This window comes from Rurimicrobium arvi (assembly GCF_039540495.1).
GTDB classification, from domain to species: domain Bacteria; phylum Bacteroidota; class Bacteroidia; order Chitinophagales; family Chitinophagaceae; genus Rurimicrobium; species Rurimicrobium arvi.
On the sequence record NZ_BAABEZ010000022.1, the window covers coordinates 1 to 16,834 of the forward strand.

At 46.3% G+C, this 16,834-nt stretch carries 10 protein-coding genes; 6 read left to right on the forward strand and 4 right to left on the reverse strand.

Annotated features, from left to right (window positions below; all coding sequences use genetic code 11):
* Window positions 1-261: 261 nt before the first annotated feature.
* Both ABD846_RS06695 and ABD846_RS06700 read right to left on the reverse strand, forming a co-directional pair.
* Window positions 262-963 carry a hypothetical protein gene (locus tag ABD846_RS06695; RefSeq protein ID WP_344824243.1) on the reverse strand — a complete coding sequence of 234 codons (702 nt, stop codon included), beginning with the start codon at window positions 961-963 and terminating at the stop codon, window positions 262-264.
* A gap of 5 nt (window positions 964-968) precedes the next feature.
* Entirely contained in the window at window positions 969-1,307 is a 339-nt protein-coding gene (locus ABD846_RS06700; protein WP_344824246.1) for a PadR family transcriptional regulator, read from the reverse strand.
* A 105-nt stretch (window positions 1,308-1,412) separates the two neighbouring features.
* Between ABD846_RS06700 and ABD846_RS06705 the strand changes: the two genes are divergently transcribed.
* From ABD846_RS06705 to tamL, 6 genes are all read left to right on the forward strand, one after another.
* Window positions 1,413-2,015, forward strand: a complete 603-nt coding sequence (locus tag ABD846_RS06705; protein WP_344824248.1) for an acyl carrier protein phosphodiesterase — start codon at window positions 1,413-1,415, stop codon at window positions 2,013-2,015.
* A gap of 53 nt (window positions 2,016-2,068) precedes the next feature.
* Complete coding sequence (locus ABD846_RS06710; RefSeq protein ID WP_344824251.1) at window positions 2,069-3,256, forward strand: serine hydrolase domain-containing protein; 1,188 nt, start codon at window positions 2,069-2,071, stop codon at window positions 3,254-3,256.
* A 25-nt stretch (window positions 3,257-3,281) separates the two neighbouring features.
* On the forward strand, window positions 3,282-4,130 hold the full coding sequence (locus tag ABD846_RS06715) for a LysM peptidoglycan-binding domain-containing protein (protein ID WP_344824254.1): 849 nt from the start codon (window positions 3,282-3,284) through the stop codon (window positions 4,128-4,130).
* 111 nt (window positions 4,131-4,241) lie between these two features.
* Complete coding sequence (locus ABD846_RS06720) at window positions 4,242-5,585, forward strand: saccharopine dehydrogenase C-terminal domain-containing protein (RefSeq protein WP_344824257.1); 1,344 nt, start codon at window positions 4,242-4,244, stop codon at window positions 5,583-5,585.
* Window positions 5,586-5,712: 127 nt separating this feature from the next.
* On the forward strand, window positions 5,713-10,761 hold the full coding sequence (locus ABD846_RS06725; protein ID WP_344824260.1) for a translocation/assembly module TamB domain-containing protein: 5,049 nt from the start codon (window positions 5,713-5,715) through the stop codon (window positions 10,759-10,761).
* Between the two features lies 1 nt (window position 10,762).
* Window positions 10,763-13,051, forward strand: a complete 2,289-nt coding sequence (gene tamL / locus ABD846_RS06730) for a translocation and assembly module lipoprotein TamL (protein ID WP_344824262.1) — start codon at window positions 10,763-10,765, stop codon at window positions 13,049-13,051.
* A 162-nt stretch (window positions 13,052-13,213) separates the two neighbouring features.
* Here the strand turns inward: tamL and ABD846_RS06735 are convergent, their stop codons facing one another.
* Window positions 13,214-13,951 (reverse strand): hypothetical protein, encoded by a 738-nt coding sequence (locus ABD846_RS06735; RefSeq protein ID WP_344824264.1) that lies wholly within the window; start codon window positions 13,949-13,951, stop codon window positions 13,214-13,216.
* A gap of 527 nt (window positions 13,952-14,478) precedes the next feature.
* Window positions 14,479-16,833: a TonB-dependent receptor gene (locus tag ABD846_RS06740; RefSeq protein ID WP_344824267.1), complete on the reverse strand. Its 2,355-nt coding sequence runs from the start codon at window positions 16,831-16,833 to the stop codon at window positions 14,479-14,481.
* Window position 16,834: the final 1 nt, after the last annotated feature.

The following is a 16,834-nucleotide window of genomic DNA, read 5'->3' on the forward strand; positions in this document are numbered from 1 at the left end:
GGTACTGCACAACAATGCGGGAGAGTAGGTAGCTGCCATATTTATTACAAGCGTCTCAGAGCAATCTGAGACGCTTTTTTTTGCGCTTACCCTACTGTAATACTGAAAGCAAAACAGCAAAAGCAAGACCGGTTTTGCTGTTTCGTATTCGTTGCGTCGATCTTCAAATGCATTGGTGCAACTCACACAAGCATAGTAGTTGATTACTCAATTATTGGGTTTTCGAGATCGCCAGGTCACTATATACCAGATCGCTACTTATTAATTTACAAAGGCAGACATTTTTTCAGAAGATGCTATGTCTTGCAGTGCTCTTTTCTGAAGCCTTAACTCCACAATACCGCTAAACAATGTGAACATCACCATTACCGGCAAAATTATCAGGTTGAGCTGAAAATGCGTATCAGTGATGCCTGCCAGGCAGACGAAACTCAGGAAGATAAGCGTATTGTTGAAAGCCAATCCCAAAGGGCTGCAACGTTGACACATCTGAAACTCCAGCCGGTGTTTTTTCTGCGTCTTTAAGCGATAGGCTCTTACTATCCATAGACTAACCGCATATACCAGCAACGGTATATCCAACGCACACAGCAAATCGTTGTAAGGCAGTTTGCCGGAACATATACGTAACAGCAGATGACAAAAAGCCCCCGCTGATAATATATACAGCATGTGTGGCGAGAGCAGCAGCTGACGTATTTCCGCAAAGGCATATTTACGGTATCTCAGATAAACGCTGTTTTCCGCCACATCCGCTAAAGGACCGAAGCCCCTGATACCAAAAGACCGGTGTGCGCGTAACATAGCTTCCTCCAGCTCTATACCCGGATGTTCTGCTTGCAACTCTTCCACCTTACATGCAAAGTGATCCAGAATCTCTGATAAGATCGCAGGTTCCGCAAAACGTAAGGAACGTTTTTTGATGTACGTTTCCAATAATTGTAACTCTTCTTTCCTAAGCATTTTTATCAGCTTTTTTGCAGGCGAAAATCCAATACCTGTTGTAACGACGCAATCATTTCCTGCAAGTGCTCCAATTGGCGTCTTCCTTCCGCTTTTCCGTTTTCTGAAAGCCGGTAATATTTCCGTTGCCGGCCTTCTACAAATTTTATTTCTGTTTCAAGCATACCCGATTCTTCCAGTTTATGCAGAGCCGGATACAGAGCCGCTTCGGTGACCTTCATTTTTTCCATACTCCCCTGACGGACTGCCTTGGTCATTTCATATCCATACATTGCCCCGTTATTTTCGAGCAATTGCAGAATAATGGCACTTAAGCTTCCTTTGATGATTTTCCCGGTTTCCATTCGTAGATATGCCTAATAAAATTAGGTATTTAATTTCTGATCACAAAATCAAATTGGTTTTCGGTCTGCCTCCTGATGTTGCCGGGCTTTTTGTACCTTCAGCTAATGAATTATCTGGGACATGCCGTCCTTTCTTTTGAAGACGAACAGATTCTGGTCGGGAATATGATGGGTGATTTTGTTAAGGGTAGCGTCGCTTTAATGCAATATCCGGATCGCGTACGGGCGGGGTTGATGCTGCACCGGAAAATAGATTCTTTTACGGACCAGCATTGGGCGATAGGTGAGGCAAAACAGATCTTCCGCCCTAATTACGGGCTTTATTCAGGGGCCGTGGTGGATACACTTACCGACCACTTTGTAGCGAACGACGCCGAATTATTTCCAACCCAGGGTACTTTAGCGGAATTTGCCGCTGATGTATATCAGAAGCTGCAGCGACAACGGAGCTATTTTCCCGAACGATTCGAACCTTATTTTGAGAGTATGGTGCAACATAACTGGTTGCTCGGCTACCGGAGTGATACCGGCTTGCGCCGTTCGCTGAACGGCCTGATGCGGCGTGCCGGTAAAATAGTAGAGGTAGACACAGCCTACGCTCTTTTCCGCCAAAACTTCGACACCATGCACCAGTTATACAAAGCGTTTGCAGGTGATATAATTCGATATGTTAAAGTTGAATTGAGTCTGGACGGAACGGGCACCTGAACTTATATTTGCAAGCCTACCAGCTTTTTTTAGTACTTGAAAGAATGATTATTTTGAAACGAACCGTATTTCTCAGCGTAGTTTTATCCATAGTTATTATTGCCTGCCAGTCAGGAAGGGAAAAAGTAAATGCCCGGCCTTCACTCGGATTGCCGCCTATTGAAATGGGGGCGATACAGCTTTCCTACAGCGATACGAACAGTCCCGAATGGAAGGTAATAGCACGCCGTCTGGACTCTTTTTACCGCATACAGGAGCGTGCCGGATTCAATGGCAGTGTACTGGTTGGTTACCAGGGAAAAATCCTGTACGAGAAGTATATCGGCTACAGCAATAAACGTGAAAACATTCCTTTGTCTTCTGATAATGCCGTGCAACTGGCTTCCACATCCAAGACATTTACCGGAGCTGCAATTCTGTATTTGCATCAGAATAAGTACCTGGATATCGATCATCCGGTTGCTCAGTACATCAAAGACTTCCCGTACCCGGATATTACCGTAAGAATGCTGCTGAACCACAGATCGGGATTGCCTGATTACGGACATTTCGTACCATTGTACCGTAAAAGCAAGGATTTCATCTCCAACGATGAAGTATTGCGTATCATGGCTCAGCACAAGCCACACCAGGAGTTTAAAACCAATACGCGTTTTAAATACTGTAATACCAACTACCTGATTTTGGCAAGTATTATCGAGGAAGTAACGGAAATGAGTTTTGATGCGTTTATGCAGCAATATATCTTCAAACCGCTTGGCATGACGCATACTTTCGTGTATACGGCGGACAAACAGCTCCCGTCCAGCGCCACTATCAGCTACCAGGGTGGTTATGTACCTTTTCCGCTGGATTTCCGCGATGGGGTTTATGGGGACAAAAATATCTACAGTACCGTGGAGGATATGTACCGCTGGGATCAATCCTTTTACTCCAATAAATTTCTGTCGAATGAGACGCTGGAACTCGCTTACGGGCCTTGTTCATTTGAGCGTCCGGGAATAAAAAATTACGGGTTAGGATGGCGGATGCTTTGTTATCCGGACGGCTATAAGATCATTTACCATAATGGCTGGTGGCATGGAAATAATACCTGCTTTTACCGGTTTATCAAAGATAATTTCACCATTATCGTACTCGGCAATAAACATTCGAACGCCATTTACCGTCAACCGCCGGTGGTTTACAACCTGATCAAAAATACGGAGGCGGTCGGGCAGTTCGATGACGGTGCCGAATAAGACGAGCACTATTAAAACATTGACTATGAAAAGAAGCATGTACATCGGTTTCGTCCTCACCCTGCTCCTATGTATCCCGGGCGCAGTGCGGGCTTCAGACACGCTGTATGCGGGGATAAGAAACGGACGCATGTACGCAATGCACAACGTGGTGCACGGGGAGACGCTTTACAGTATTGCACAAAAGTATTCCGTACCCGCACTGGTGTTAAGCCAGAACAATAATATATCGTTTTACGATCCTTTAGCGGATGGCAGTCTTCTCGTAATTCCGTTGGGGAATTACAATTTTTATAAAACGGCTACTGAAGGAACTGCCCCGCTGTATTACCGGGCAGGACAGGAAAATATGGCTATGATTGCCAGGGCCGCGGATGTAAGCGAACCGGCGCTCAGAGCGTTGAATCCGGAACCGTCTTCCACCATACTCATAGGATGGGTCAGCTATCTTTCAGATAAACCCTCGTCTCATGTGGTTGTCAGTTCCGCTGCTTCCGGCGTGACCACGATCCATACAAACCCTGTCCCGCGCGACACGTTGCGGGAACCGGCTTCTGAACTGGAGAAAATTTATAATTACCAGACCACCAATGAAGAATATCTGGATTCTGCGAGCGGAATGGTGGTGTTCTTTAAGCCTCAGACAACGGTCAACAGCAAAATGCTGTTTGCATTCAGTAATGAAGTTCGTAAAGGCCGCGTGATCAAGATCATCAATCCGTCTAATCAGAAATTCATATTTGCGAAGGTGATCGGACCACTTCCGGCAACCAGGCAGTATATTAATGCAAGGCTTGGTGTTGATGGCCGTGCAAGGGATTTACTGGAAACGAGGGAAGTAAAACTGTGGTGTAATCTGTACTTCAAGTATTAACTTCTTTATAAATAGCTTCTTTTTTTAAAGAAAAATCGACTTTGACCAAAAAAAACTCATTTTTGGCATAATTTTTGAGATATTTATTTACTAAAGAAGATCCCAATTTCTATGGTAACAATATTAATCGTTGGAGCAGGAAAAAGTTCGACATTTCTGATAGAGTCGATGCTGAAATTTACGCAACGTAAATCAGCTCCATGGAAAGTTATTGTTGCAGATAGCGATGAAGAAAGTCTTAAAAACAAGGTAAAGCATTTTCCTAACGGTGAGATAGCGGTGTTTGACGTTACGAATGAACGCGAACGCCAGGCATTGGTGAAGCGCGCGGATATCGTTCTGTCGCTCATGCCTCCGCACCTGCATATCCTGCTTGCCAAAGATTGCCTGCAATTTCATAAACACCTCATTACCTCCTCCTACGTTTCCGATGAAATGAAGGAATTGGACAAAGCTGCGAAAGAAGCAGGTCTGATGTTCCTTTGTGAAATGGGCCTTGATCCGGGACTGGATCATATGAGTGCCAGTCTTCTTTTCGACAGCATTCACCGTGTCAACTGTGAGGTGATTTCTTTTAAATCTTATTGTGGTGGACTGGTTGCTCCGGAAAGCGACGACAATCCATGGCATTATAAATTCAGTTGGAATCCGATCAATATTATCAATGCCGGCAAAGATGGTGCCCGGTTTCTGGAAGGAGGTACTCCGATAGAGGTTGGCTACCACGACATGTTCGCACATGAGAAGCATATCACCTGCGAAGGTGTTGGCGACCTGGCTTATTACCCCAACCGCGATTCGCTGGACTATATCCACAAATACAACCTGCATTATGTAAAAGACTTTATGCGCGCAACGTTGCGCCATCCGGACTTTTGTAAAGGATGGAATGCCCTGGTTGCCATGGGTGTTACAGACAATGCGGTGTTGCATGATACAGCAGCACTTACAGAAGAGGAATGGATCAAAACAGTAGTGGGGTATGACAATACCAATATCTCCCTGCGTGATTTCACTTTCGATAAATACGATATCCGCAATCCCCAGATTCAGAAAATGATCGATTGGCTTGGGTTTTTCACGGACACCCGGTTAAACATCGGGCTTCGTTCTTCCGGTGAAATATTGCTGGACGTTCTGAAGCAGAAGTGGGCCATGAAGCCGGAAGATAAGGACATGGTTGTGATGCAGCATGAAGTGGAATATGCGCATCCTGAAAAATCCGAGATCTGCAAATTGAAAAGCAGCATGGTAGTGGTTGGTGACGACAACGAGCATTCTGCTATGGCCAAAACTGTAGGCCTGCCTATGGCCATTGCCGCCGAGTTGCTCGCATTTAAACTGATCAAACCGTTACATGGTGTGATCATCCCGACAAACGCTGAAGTATATAAGCCGGTTTTAAACAGGCTGGAGAAAAAAGGCCTCTTTTTTAATGAGGTCGTTAAAAGCTAAGACACGCAAATTACAACGAGACCCGCATTTATATGCGGGTTTTTTTATGTGTATCTGGTAATTGTATAAGCATTTGGCGGTAAATTGAAATGCCGTTTACCACATAAAGCGGTAATATCGCAGCTGAATGCGCACCAAACCAGTCATACTCAAAAAAATACTCCGTATCTTTTTATGGGGCGTTGGAATCATTCTGACGTTGCTTATTCTTGCGATCGCGTTGCTTGTAAGTCCTCCCGGGAAGCGGATTGTACGCGATCAGCTGCTTTCGTTCCTGCGAAAAAAATTACATACTCAGGTCGAGCTCGCCGCAATCGAATACGAATTGCCCAAAATGGTTGGCCTGAAAGGATTGTTGCTTAAAGACCAGCAGCATGATACCCTCTTGTCGGTAGGTCTTCTTAAAGTCGATATTGACCTGCTCAAACTGCTGAATAAAAAAATATCTGTAAATGATCTGATTCTCGAAGATGCAGTTATTAATGCGCATCGCAATAAGCCGGATACCCTGTACAACTTTTCTTATATCATTCAGGCTTTTGCCGGGTCGCCCGACACAGCCGCAACAAAAAAGGTGGATACAAGCGGTAGTTCATTCGTATTTGATGTGGGTACCGTTCGGCTGAATAACATCCGTATTGACTTCGCAGACCAAACAGGAGGTATTGACTTGCATACCCGGTTAAAGCAGCTGGATATACGCATGCGCGAACTGGATCCGGAAAAGATGATTTTTCGTTTGAAAAGTTTGTACGCAGATGGTTTGTATGCACGTTTCGCACAAGACTCTTCCTTAATCCCTGCTGATTCTTCCGCATCCGGAAAACCTGTTACGCTTGGCCTGGACGACCTGTCCCTGAAAAATACGGATTTTGCATTCTCGAGTATTCCGACACATACCGACTTTTCAATCGTGATGGAACTGCTTGCCGCAAAACCGGAGGAAATCGACCTCGCGCAACAGCGTATTCGCCTGGAAAATTTGTCTTTGGATCAAACCCGGATCAGCTTCATTTATAAAAGTCAGGACAAAATTAGTAGTGATAGCGTGGTGGCTGCGGATTCTGCTGCAGCCTGGAACGTAACGCTTGGTAAACTGGATATTAATGCCCTTGCGTTCCATATGGATGATCTTGCGCAGCCAAGGATGAAAAAGGGCATGGATTACGCTCACCTGGATATTCAGGATATGCATATGAATGCGCATGATCTGAAATACAGTCCTTCATTCATATCCGGTGTTATTACAAAGGGAATGCTTTCCGAGCAAAGTGGTTTTCAGCTACAGCAGTTGAAAACTGCCTTCTATTATTCCGATACGGGGGCGAGATTAAGCGGTCTGCTCCTGCAGACGCCCGGAACCACTCTGAAGCAGGATATCCGCATTGCTTACGCTTCGTTTGCACAAATCAAGCGGAGGCCGGATTCGCTTTATGTATATGTGGATCTGCCGTCTTCAAAAATAGATATGCAAGATGTGTTGCTTTTCGCTCCGCAAATGGACACCATGCAACAATTGCGCACATTAAAAAAAGAGACGGTGTTTTTGGATGCTTTTTGGGAAGGTTATCTGGGGGCATTGAACCTGCGCAGGACAAGGATCATGGCCGGCAATAATACGCTTATAGATATTCAGGGCCGCCTGGACGGATTACCGGATGCGAACAGGATCCGTTATGCGCTTACTGTCCGTGAGCTTCGCTCGTCCAGAAGTGACCTGAATCCTTTTCTGCCACCCGCGTCTGAAAAAAACTTCCGTTTACCGGATGTATTTGCACTTTCAGGAAAAGTATCGGGAACCGCAGAAGATTACTTTCCCGATCTGTATCTGCGCAGTTCGGATGGTAATGCTCATGTGAAAGGAATGCTCAGGATGTCCGGGGGAAAAAACCGCGAACAATATAACCTCACGCTGCAGACGCGTGGATTGAACCTTGGACGTTTATTGCGGAAAGATACGCTGATGGGAGCCATCACGGCTTCGGTGCATGTTCAGGGTTACAGTTTCGACCCGTCGGCAATGTCTGCAAAAGTGGAGGGAGCGATAGAATCTGCGTTACTCAAAGGGTATGCTTACAGAGATATTAATTTTAAAGGGGAACTTAAAGAACAGTTGGGCAACCTGCAACTGCGTGCAAACGATCCGAATGTTCGTTTAGCGCTCAACGCGCATGCTGACCTGCGTAAAGAATTTGCGGCGGTCTATGCACAGGTAAATATCGACAGCATTGATTTTTATGCCATAAAGCTTGCTGCAAATCCTTTACAGTTTCAGGGTAATATCCGTGCGGATATGCCAGTACTTAATCCCGATTACCCGGAAGGAATCGTTTCCATACAAAATCCGGTAATAGCAACGCCGGGAAAAGTATATACCGTCGATTCGCTGTATGTGCGCTCGCAGCCAAACGCCGACAGTGGTCAGCATATTACTGTGAACTTTGATTTTTTCCAGGGATACCTTACCGGGAAAACACCTTTACGGGCAATCGCTCCGGCTATAACGGAGCACATCAACCGGCACTATAAAAACCTTGGTTCGGATTCCGGAAAAGTGCTTGCGGTGCGCGATACATCCGTTCCGCAACAATATAATCTGGAACTCCAGGCATCATTGTTTCCCACACCTTTTATCCAGGCATTCCTGCCACAGCTGAAAGAACTGGATACCGTGCATCTGAATGCCGCATTGGATCAGGCAGCGCTCAGCCTTAAAGCCGATGCGCGTCGCGTTGTTTACGGAACGCAACAACTGGACGGGCTTACCGTGGATGTATCCGAACGCGATTCTGCATTCACCTATGCTGTACTGCTCGATCGTTTTGCGCAGGGAAGCATACAGTTGCTGCAGACCGAGTTGAAGGGCAGGGTGGATACGAACCTGATTACGGCAGATGTAAAGACGCATGACGCATCGGGAAAAGAGCGCTTTAAGATAGGTGCTAACCTGTATACGCGCGGAAAGGAACAAGAATTGTCCATTAGTCCCGGTCTGATGCTCGACTACCGCAGCTGGAGCGTTGCGCAACCGAATAAGCTTGTGTTCGGGCCTGAAGGGATGTATGCGCAGAATGTGACACTCAGCGGTAATAGTGCACGTATTTCGCTCAACAGCGAGCAGCCGGACTTTAAATCTCCGATGCAGGTGCAGATAGCCAATTTTAATATTGCTGACGTCATGCAGATGATCTCAGGAGATACTTTATTCGCTTCGGGTATTATCGACGGAACTGCCACGTTACGCCAACTGAAACCCAAAACCTTGTTTGATGCTGATATTAAGGTGTCACAACTCGCGTTTCTGAATGATACGGTTGGCGAGCTGACAATGACCGCGGCCAATAATGAGGCTGAAAATATCAATACGAAAATAGTGCTCAGCGGACGGAGCAATGATCTCACAGCAGAAGGGGTATATTATCCTGTGCTGCAAAACGGAAACAATTTCGACCTGGCAGTGAATATCCGTTCACTGAATATTCAGTCGCTCGAAGGGCTTGCACAACATCAGATCAGGGAAAGTTCTGGTTCCATAAAAGGTGATCTCAAATTAAGAGGCACCGCTGCTGCGCCACTTATCGAAGGTTCGCTCAGCACACAGGAATTGCAAACGACAGTAACCGCACTACAGGCAAGATTCCGCATGCCTTCGGAAACAATACGTTTCAGTAGCGACGGGATCCGTTTTGATCATTTTAAAATACTGGATAGTTCGGGCAATGTCGCTTCTATCGACGGATCTGTCGATACACGCGATCTGAACAATCTGAGTCTCAGTATGGTGGTGGATGCGAAAAACTGGAAAGCGCTTAGCTCCGTAAAAGGGGATAATGATCTATTCTATGGAAGTCTTATTCTATCGACTCATCTGAATATTGACGGTTCTTTGAAACAACCTTCGGTTAATGGTAATATCAATATCCAGAAAGGTACAAACCTTACTATAGTATTACCGGAGAGCGGAACTTCCCTGGAAGACCAGGCAGGTGTTATCGTGTTTGTTGATCGTGATCAGCCTGCGCGGATCAAGCCTTTACCTGTAAAAGATACGGTTCAGTTTGCGCGCCTTGCACCCGGTTCGGATATTAATGTAAATCTGACCACCGATGAAAACGCAGAATTCAATGTGATCATTGATCAGTCTACCGGAGACTTCCTCAGCGTTCGCGGAAAGGCACAGCTCAATACATCCATGGATCGGGGCGGAAGCCTTACCATGAACGGCATTTACGAGCTCAGCTCCGGAGCCTACCAGCTTAATTATAACCTGATCAAGCGTAAGTTTGATATCAGTAAAGGCAGCACGATCACCTTTGCGGGAGATCCGCTCGACGCAGAAATGAATATTACTGCGGTTTATAAAGCGAACGTTGCTCCTTACGACCTTGTTGAACGCCAGGTTCCGGACCCGGCTCAACTGATCTACTACCGGCAGGCCCTGCCATTTCAGGTGGCCCTGCATATGAATGGCCCCATTATGGCCCCGTTTCTGAACTTCGATATTCTTCTGCCAGAGAACCAGACGTATCGACTTTCCTCCGATGCCGTACAAATTGTACAGGCAAAGCTGAGTCAGCTGCGTATAGACACTTCGGAACTTAATAAACAGGTTTTCGCATTGCTGATACTCAAACGATTTATCACCGATGACCCGTTCTCATCCAGTTCCGGAAGCACGGCTGAATTTGCAGCAAAGCAAAGTGTCAGCCGGTTTATCGGAGAACAGCTGAACCAGGTGGCAAACCAGTTATTGAACGGAGTCGACCTTTCCGTCGACCTTGCCTCCACAGAAGATTACACCACGGGCGCCCGCGCAGAGCGTACCGATCTGAGCATCGCAGCTTCAAAACGCTTGTTCAACGACCGTCTGAAAGTGACGATAGGCAATAACTTCGAGCTGGAGGGCCCGCAGACAAAAACAAATAATTCCAACAGCTCGCTGATACCCGGTAACCTGGCGGTTGACTACAGTTTATCTGCAGACAACCGTTATTCCATACGCGCTTATCGCCAAAGCCTGGATCAGGGAGTTATTCAGGGTTTTGTTACGGAAACCGGGCTCAATTTTATTATCACGTACGACTACAACCGCTTCCGGACTTTATTCATCAGTCGCAAAAAACTGGACCAGATGCGTAAACAAAGACAGGAACAGCGGACTATATCTAAAAAGTAACATGCCTTTAAACAGAATATATCTTTTGTTACTGCTGGCGGTTAGCACGCTTTTGCTGCCGGCATGCTCCAATACGCGCTACCTGAGCGAACAGCAACAGCTCTATACCGGCAGCAGCGTAAAGATCACCGATAAAAACGCTCCCAAAAAGGAAAGAAAGAACCTTAAATCGGAACTTAATGCAGTTGTACGGCCGCTTCCGAACCGCAAAACGCTGGGTATGCGCCTGCGGCTGAGCTTTTACAACTGGGCGGGAGCATCGAAAAAGAACAAAGGGTTGCGGCACTGGTTAGGGGCTAAATTCGGCGAGCCGCCTGTGCTCGCTTCGTCTGTCAATATCGCGACCAATGAAAAGCTGCTGCAAAACCAACTGCAAAACAGGGGCTATTTTTTTGCCCGCGTAACGGGTACCATGAAAGTTCACAAACGAAAAGCAAGCGCTGCGTTTGAAGTAAGTACCGGTCCCCAATATCATATCCGGGAAACGGTTTTTGCAATCGACAGCGATCTGTATGTTGCGAACGACATAAAACAGACTGCAAACAAAACTTTGCTGAAACCTAATGCTCCTTTTAATCTGGAAATAGTAAAGGCAGAGCGGCTGAGGATAGAAAGAGATCTTAAAGACCGGGGTTACTATTTGTTTAAACCGGATTACCTGTATGTGGAAGCTGACACGACAGCCGGCAATTTTCAGGTGGATATGCGTATCCGGGTAAAGCGGGATTCCATTCCCGACGATGCATACCGTATCCATAAGCTGAACCAGGTATTTATTTATGCCAATTACCAGTTGAACCGTACGGTAAGCGACACCAATCTCAACAACGCTGTTTATTACAAAGGACTGCATATTCTGGATAAACGCAAGCGGTACCGTCCTTTCCTGTTTCGTGACATGATGTTATTCGACTCCGGCCAGGTGTATAACCGCACGATCCAAAACCGTACCATTAGCCGCTTTGTGAACCTCAATACATTCAAGTTCGTGAAGAACCGTTTTGAATTGAAAGGCGATACTTTGCTGGATGTTTACTACTATCTGAGTCCGTTCCCGCGCAAATCCCTGCGTTTCGAGGTCGGCGCCAATACGCAGAATGACAGCCGTGCGGGTTCTTCCGTCAGTATCAGCTGGCGCAACAGGAATGCATTCCGTGCTGCAGAAGAGTTTTATGTAAAACTGAATGGCGGCTTTGAGTCGCAGTACACCGGCATTGCACAACAGCCAAGCATTTACACGGTGGGTGGAGAGTTGGGAATATCGTTTCCTTATTTCGTAGTACCGTTTTTCAAGATCCCTTCCAACTCATCCACTGTGCCACGCACGGTTCTGAAAACGTCCTACGGTTATGAATCCCAGAAAGGACTGCTCCGCATCAATTCCTACAAAGTTTCCTTCGGTTACGACTGGAAAGAAACTTTGCAAAAAGAACATCAGTTTTATCCGTTTAATATCAATTACGTTAAGACAGATACTTTTTCTTCTGTTTCCACGCAGGCCACTTATGCCAACCTCTTATTCAACGGACTGATCATAGGACCTACATATGAGTTTACCTACAATTCGCAGATCGGTTCGTCCAGTCCGGACAACTATTATTTCGATGGTCTTGCAGATTTTTCCGGTGTGCTGGTAGGGGCAATAGACCGCGCAGATTATAAGACAAACCCCTCCACCATATTGGGTCAGACTTATGCGCAGTATGCAAAACTGCAGACAGATTTCCGGTATTACCATCGCTTCAACGGCGGAAACATCTGGGCGAACAGGATATTGATCGGCGCGGGTATTCCATATGGCAATTCTTCGCAGTTACCCAATATCAAACAGTTTTTCAGTGGGGGGAACAGTAGTTTACGCGGATTCCGTTCGCGGCTTATGGGACCCGGAACTTTTAATGAAAAATATTTGAAAGGAACAACGAACTACATTCAGACGCTCGGCGATCTCAAGCTGGAATTAAATACAGAGATGCGCGTGAATGTGTATCGCTTTTTTAAGCTTGGCTTCTTTGCAGATGCGGGAAACATATGGCTCTACAATGATAATCCGGCTTTCCCGGGCGGAAAGTTCAGTCCATCGTTCATGCGGGAGCTTGCGATGGACGTGGGGTTAGGTTTGCGCTTCGACTTCAAGATCCTGCTGTTGCGTTTCGATGCGGCAATTCCGGTTCGTAAGCCCTGGTTGCCGGAAGGCGATCGCTGGGTATTCAGGCAGATCGATTTCGGAAGTCCCGAATGGCGTAGCGACAACCTTATTTTCAACCTTGCGATCGGTTATCCTTTCTGATATGGCCAGCTAAGACTTTTGCTGTTGTATGCTTAACAGCATTTACAAGGGAGTAAATTTCCGTTTCTCTGCTTCGTTTCGACAATATACAAACAATAAAGCCCGCCTGTTTCAGATGACAGGCGGGCGTTACGTTTATTATTGTTGGGTTGTATGAAGGAATCAGCGATTACCGCAACTGCATTTTTTGCCGGTATGGCGGTGTTTTTTTACCGTGCGCATTGCATGAGGAGGCAGTGGGGCAGGCATGTCTTTATCGCAAACCTGTTTCAGGATGATTGTCTGCTCCTTGCGAGGCTCCGGCTTTTTCATCAGTTTGCTCACAGGGCAAAGACGAGTCTGGTCCAGTTCATTCGCCATATTTTCCACTTTGCAATCGCCGTAATGGAAACTGCGTTTATGATCTTGTCCGGCAAAGCCCTTCCAGGAATCATAAGCGTTGTTCCACTCCATTTCATTTCCTGTCTGCATCAGTTCTTTATGTGCTTTATGCAGCAAAACAAGATTGTACACATACGCTTCCAGCTTAGCATTGCAATAGTGATGACGGGGGTTGTTGAAGTCGCGTTTTACCTCTTTCATGGTATGGCAGGTAAGCATCTTGTCCAGTTTTTTGTAATTGCATACAGAGTTGTGGATACGGCTGTCTGTTTCAAGCTGGTTCAGCAGCTGGTCGTCCAGCTGTTTTACGGTATTGTAGGCCTCAAGCGTGCGGCTTTTCAGCTCGGGACTTGCAGAGCCATCATTTAATATCTGTCGCGCATGCATTTCGCTGCTTTCCTGGATATAGGTCAGTTCGCCGATAAGACCCAGATAATCGCCTTTATAATGGTTGGGAGTTGCAATACTCATCATAGGCAATACACAGAGTCCGGCAATTTGCAGTAGTAGCTTTTTCATAATTGTCAATTTTATGGTTTTTGTCTGGCGGTAAAACTAAAAGACACTTTCCGCGATGCCTGATAAGGTTATTTTAAAACAATCTATAGGGTATGTTAATGCACCACCCTCAAAAACAAAATGTGGAAATAGTGTAAGGATTTTCTCATAACACGTAAGGATCGATTTCTATACTTTGTCAACTTTGTCGTTCAGTTTGAAAAGAGAACGCTGGAAATAACTTCAACCTGCTATTAAGACGTAAGGCCCGCTATTCATACCCGAAATATCCACCTATATCCGGGAACATGAAATAAACCAATAAATGACGGACCAGTTTCTGAATGTTTGTCAAGTGCATCCAGCAAATAACCAAGGAGTCGCAGGCCTGCGCCGGCGGCTCCTTTATCATTATAGTTTAACAACATACTATAAGCCGCTCAGCGGAATCGCTTAATTAATTTCGTAACTTTATATCAGGACTTTGGTAGTCCTTAATTTAAGTAGGTAGTGAGTCGTGCAGGAAAGCCAGCTGTACGACTCTTTTTTTAAAATGACAGGTAATAGGAAAGGGTCGGTAGCGTACCCAGTTGTTTGAGCGCCTCTGTTTTTTGGGTCGTGTTATTATAGTAATAATCGATAATTGCAGCGTTCCCTGTAATATTTTGGATTTCCAGTTTCCACTCGTGAGTAAGGTGTTTTCGTTCCATCCGGTATTGCACTCCGAGGTTAATATAAAACACATCCCCGTTCTTTTTGTCGAAAGCAGCCTGCTCTTCATACACTGATTTGCCTGTACGAACAGATTCGCTCAGGTTTACCGGGAGCAAACGCCTGCCGCCAAGCAAAGCGATTTTGGTGTTTAGCGTAAGTATATTTTTCCTTGCAGCCGATTGTTTGATCAGGAATTCCTTACCACCTAAAAGGTTTGCCGTATAATGACCGTTGTAGCGGGTATTGCGCCAGATGTCTTCCCGGGCGCGGTAGCGTGAGTCGTACAATGATACTGTCGCCATGAAATAATAGTGGCGGTGAAAATATTTTTCGAGCGTGAATTCAAAGCCCACATTGCGGCCAACACCTTTGTTGATCAGTATCCTGTCTGTAAACAGATCATCCTGATTCAGTAAGGAATAGCTGCTTCCGGCTTTGTTTTCTACCGGGATATCATACAAATACTGGTAGTAGACCTCTGTTTTGAGGAAAAGCTGCCTGCCGAGCTGGTGTTCATATCCGCCCACAGCGTGAAATGCTTTGGAAAGCTTCATACTTCTGTTCGGCATAGAGCCGTCAATAACCGAGAAATAGTTGGTAAGCGCATCCATCTTACTGTGTATACCGAGTCCCGCGGAAAATGCCTGCGTTTCGCTGAATTGCCAACGCAATGAGGATCTGGGCTCAATACTCCATTGAGCATTCAGGCTGTTTTGGGTTACGTGCACTCCGTTTACAACGCTTAGCGACTGTGCGATGCGCCATTTCCACAATGCGAACAACTCCATTAGCTGCGCATTTCCGTTGTTTTGCTGGCCGGTCTGATATTGTTGCAGCAGCTGGTCAAAATAGGTATTCCGGAAATTATAAAAATAGTTTGTAAGTGTCAGCCCGGCCTGTAGTTGATGCCTGCTGTTACATTTATATGTCAGTGTGTTGTTGCTGCGGATAATATTGTTGCGGAGCCGCAGGTGGTTGTAATTTTCAAAGTTGTTGCCATGCAGTGGCTTATCTCCGTCGCCCTGACTTGCGTTATGGGTAAAAGCAAGCGTTGTGCTTAGGAATGCAGCACGCGAAAGACGGTAAAAGTGCCGCAGACCAAGAACACCTATTGTACTGCTCTGGTTCCATGTTTCGATTAAGCGGGTATCGTCCTGTTCATCGTAATATTTCAGGTTCATTATACTGCGGCCACCTAACCCGAATAAGGTAAAGTCGCCTGCTTTGCCGGCCGGCAGCTGTAATTTAAAAGAACCGTCCTGGTATTTGGGGATACCGTTAAAGTGAACAATACCAGCCTGATCCAGCAAACCCAGGGTGGAATAGCGGTAATTGACAAGGTAACTGCCCTTGTATTTTTTACTGAAAGGTCCCTCCAGCGTTACGTCCGTTCCGAGTACGCCAAGTGATACGCTGTACTCTCTGCGTTCATCGTTACCGTTGCGCAACTTCATGTCGAATATACCCGAAAGCGCATTGCCGTATTGCGGATTAAAGGCGCCGGTGTAGAAATCGGAATTTGCGAGCATCTGACTGTTCAGTGCGTTGATTGGACCACCGGTAAGCCCTTCGGCTGCGAAGTGGTTTGGGTTGGGAATTTCAATCCCTTCCAGCCGCCACTGTATGTAGCGGGGATTGTTACCGCGTACGATGATGTCGTTATTGCCCGCGCCATCGGAATTCACTCCTGCAAATGCGGATACCATCCTCGCAGGATCGTTTAACGAACCGGCATAGCGTTTCGTCTCCTCCACGCTGAAACTTCTGGCAGACACCAAAGCCATTTCATTGGCCACAGACGACTTATGGCGCCGTCCTTTTATTACCACATCTTTCAGACCTTTATAGGCCTCTTTAAGAGTGAGTTCCAGCACCAGTTCCTTTCCGCTGCTCAATACCAGGTCGTGCAATAATCTTGTTTCATATCCCGGAAGCACTACCTGCAGGTCTACGCGTCCTACCGGGCATCCGGGAAGAGAGAAATAGCCGTTGCTGTCTGTCCCGGACGCGATACTGTTCAGAGGCAGTTGGAGCTGTACTGTGGCATCTGCCAGCGGCTGGCGTGTATCTCCGTCTGTCACTCTTCCGCGTATGGTTTGTCGGAGTTCCTGTGCTGCAGCATGCGGTATATATAGTATTGCTGAGAACAGGAAAAAGAGGAATGGCAGGCTTGTGCGGCAGTGCATCATT

Bases quoted from the DNA above. Each gene is read 5' to 3' on its own strand.
- ABD846_RS06695 (WP_344824243.1), bottom strand. From the start codon at position 963: ATGCTTAGGAAAGAAGAGTTACAATTATTGGAAACGTACATCAAAAAA.
- ABD846_RS06700 (WP_344824246.1), bottom strand. From the start codon at position 1,307: ATGGAAACCGGGAAAATCATCAAAGGAAGCTTAAGTGCCATTATTCTG.
- ABD846_RS06705 (WP_344824248.1), top strand. From the start codon at position 1,413: ATGAATTATCTGGGACATGCCGTCCTTTCTTTTGAAGACGAACAGATT.
- ABD846_RS06715 (WP_344824254.1), top strand. From the start codon at position 3,282: ATGAAAAGAAGCATGTACATCGGTTTCGTCCTCACCCTGCTCCTATGT.
- ABD846_RS06720 (WP_344824257.1), top strand. From the start codon at position 4,242: ATGGTAACAATATTAATCGTTGGAGCAGGAAAAAGTTCGACATTTCTG.
- ABD846_RS06725 (WP_344824260.1), top strand. From the start codon at position 5,713: ATGCGCACCAAACCAGTCATACTCAAAAAAATACTCCGTATCTTTTTA.
- tamL (WP_344824262.1), top strand. From the start codon at position 10,763: ATGCCTTTAAACAGAATATATCTTTTGTTACTGCTGGCGGTTAGCACG.
- ABD846_RS06735 (WP_344824264.1), bottom strand. From the start codon at position 13,951: ATGAAAAAGCTACTACTGCAAATTGCCGGACTCTGTGTATTGCCTATG.
- ABD846_RS06740 (WP_344824267.1), bottom strand. From the start codon at position 16,833: ATGATGCACTGCCGCACAAGCCTGCCATTCCTCTTTTTCCTGTTCTCA.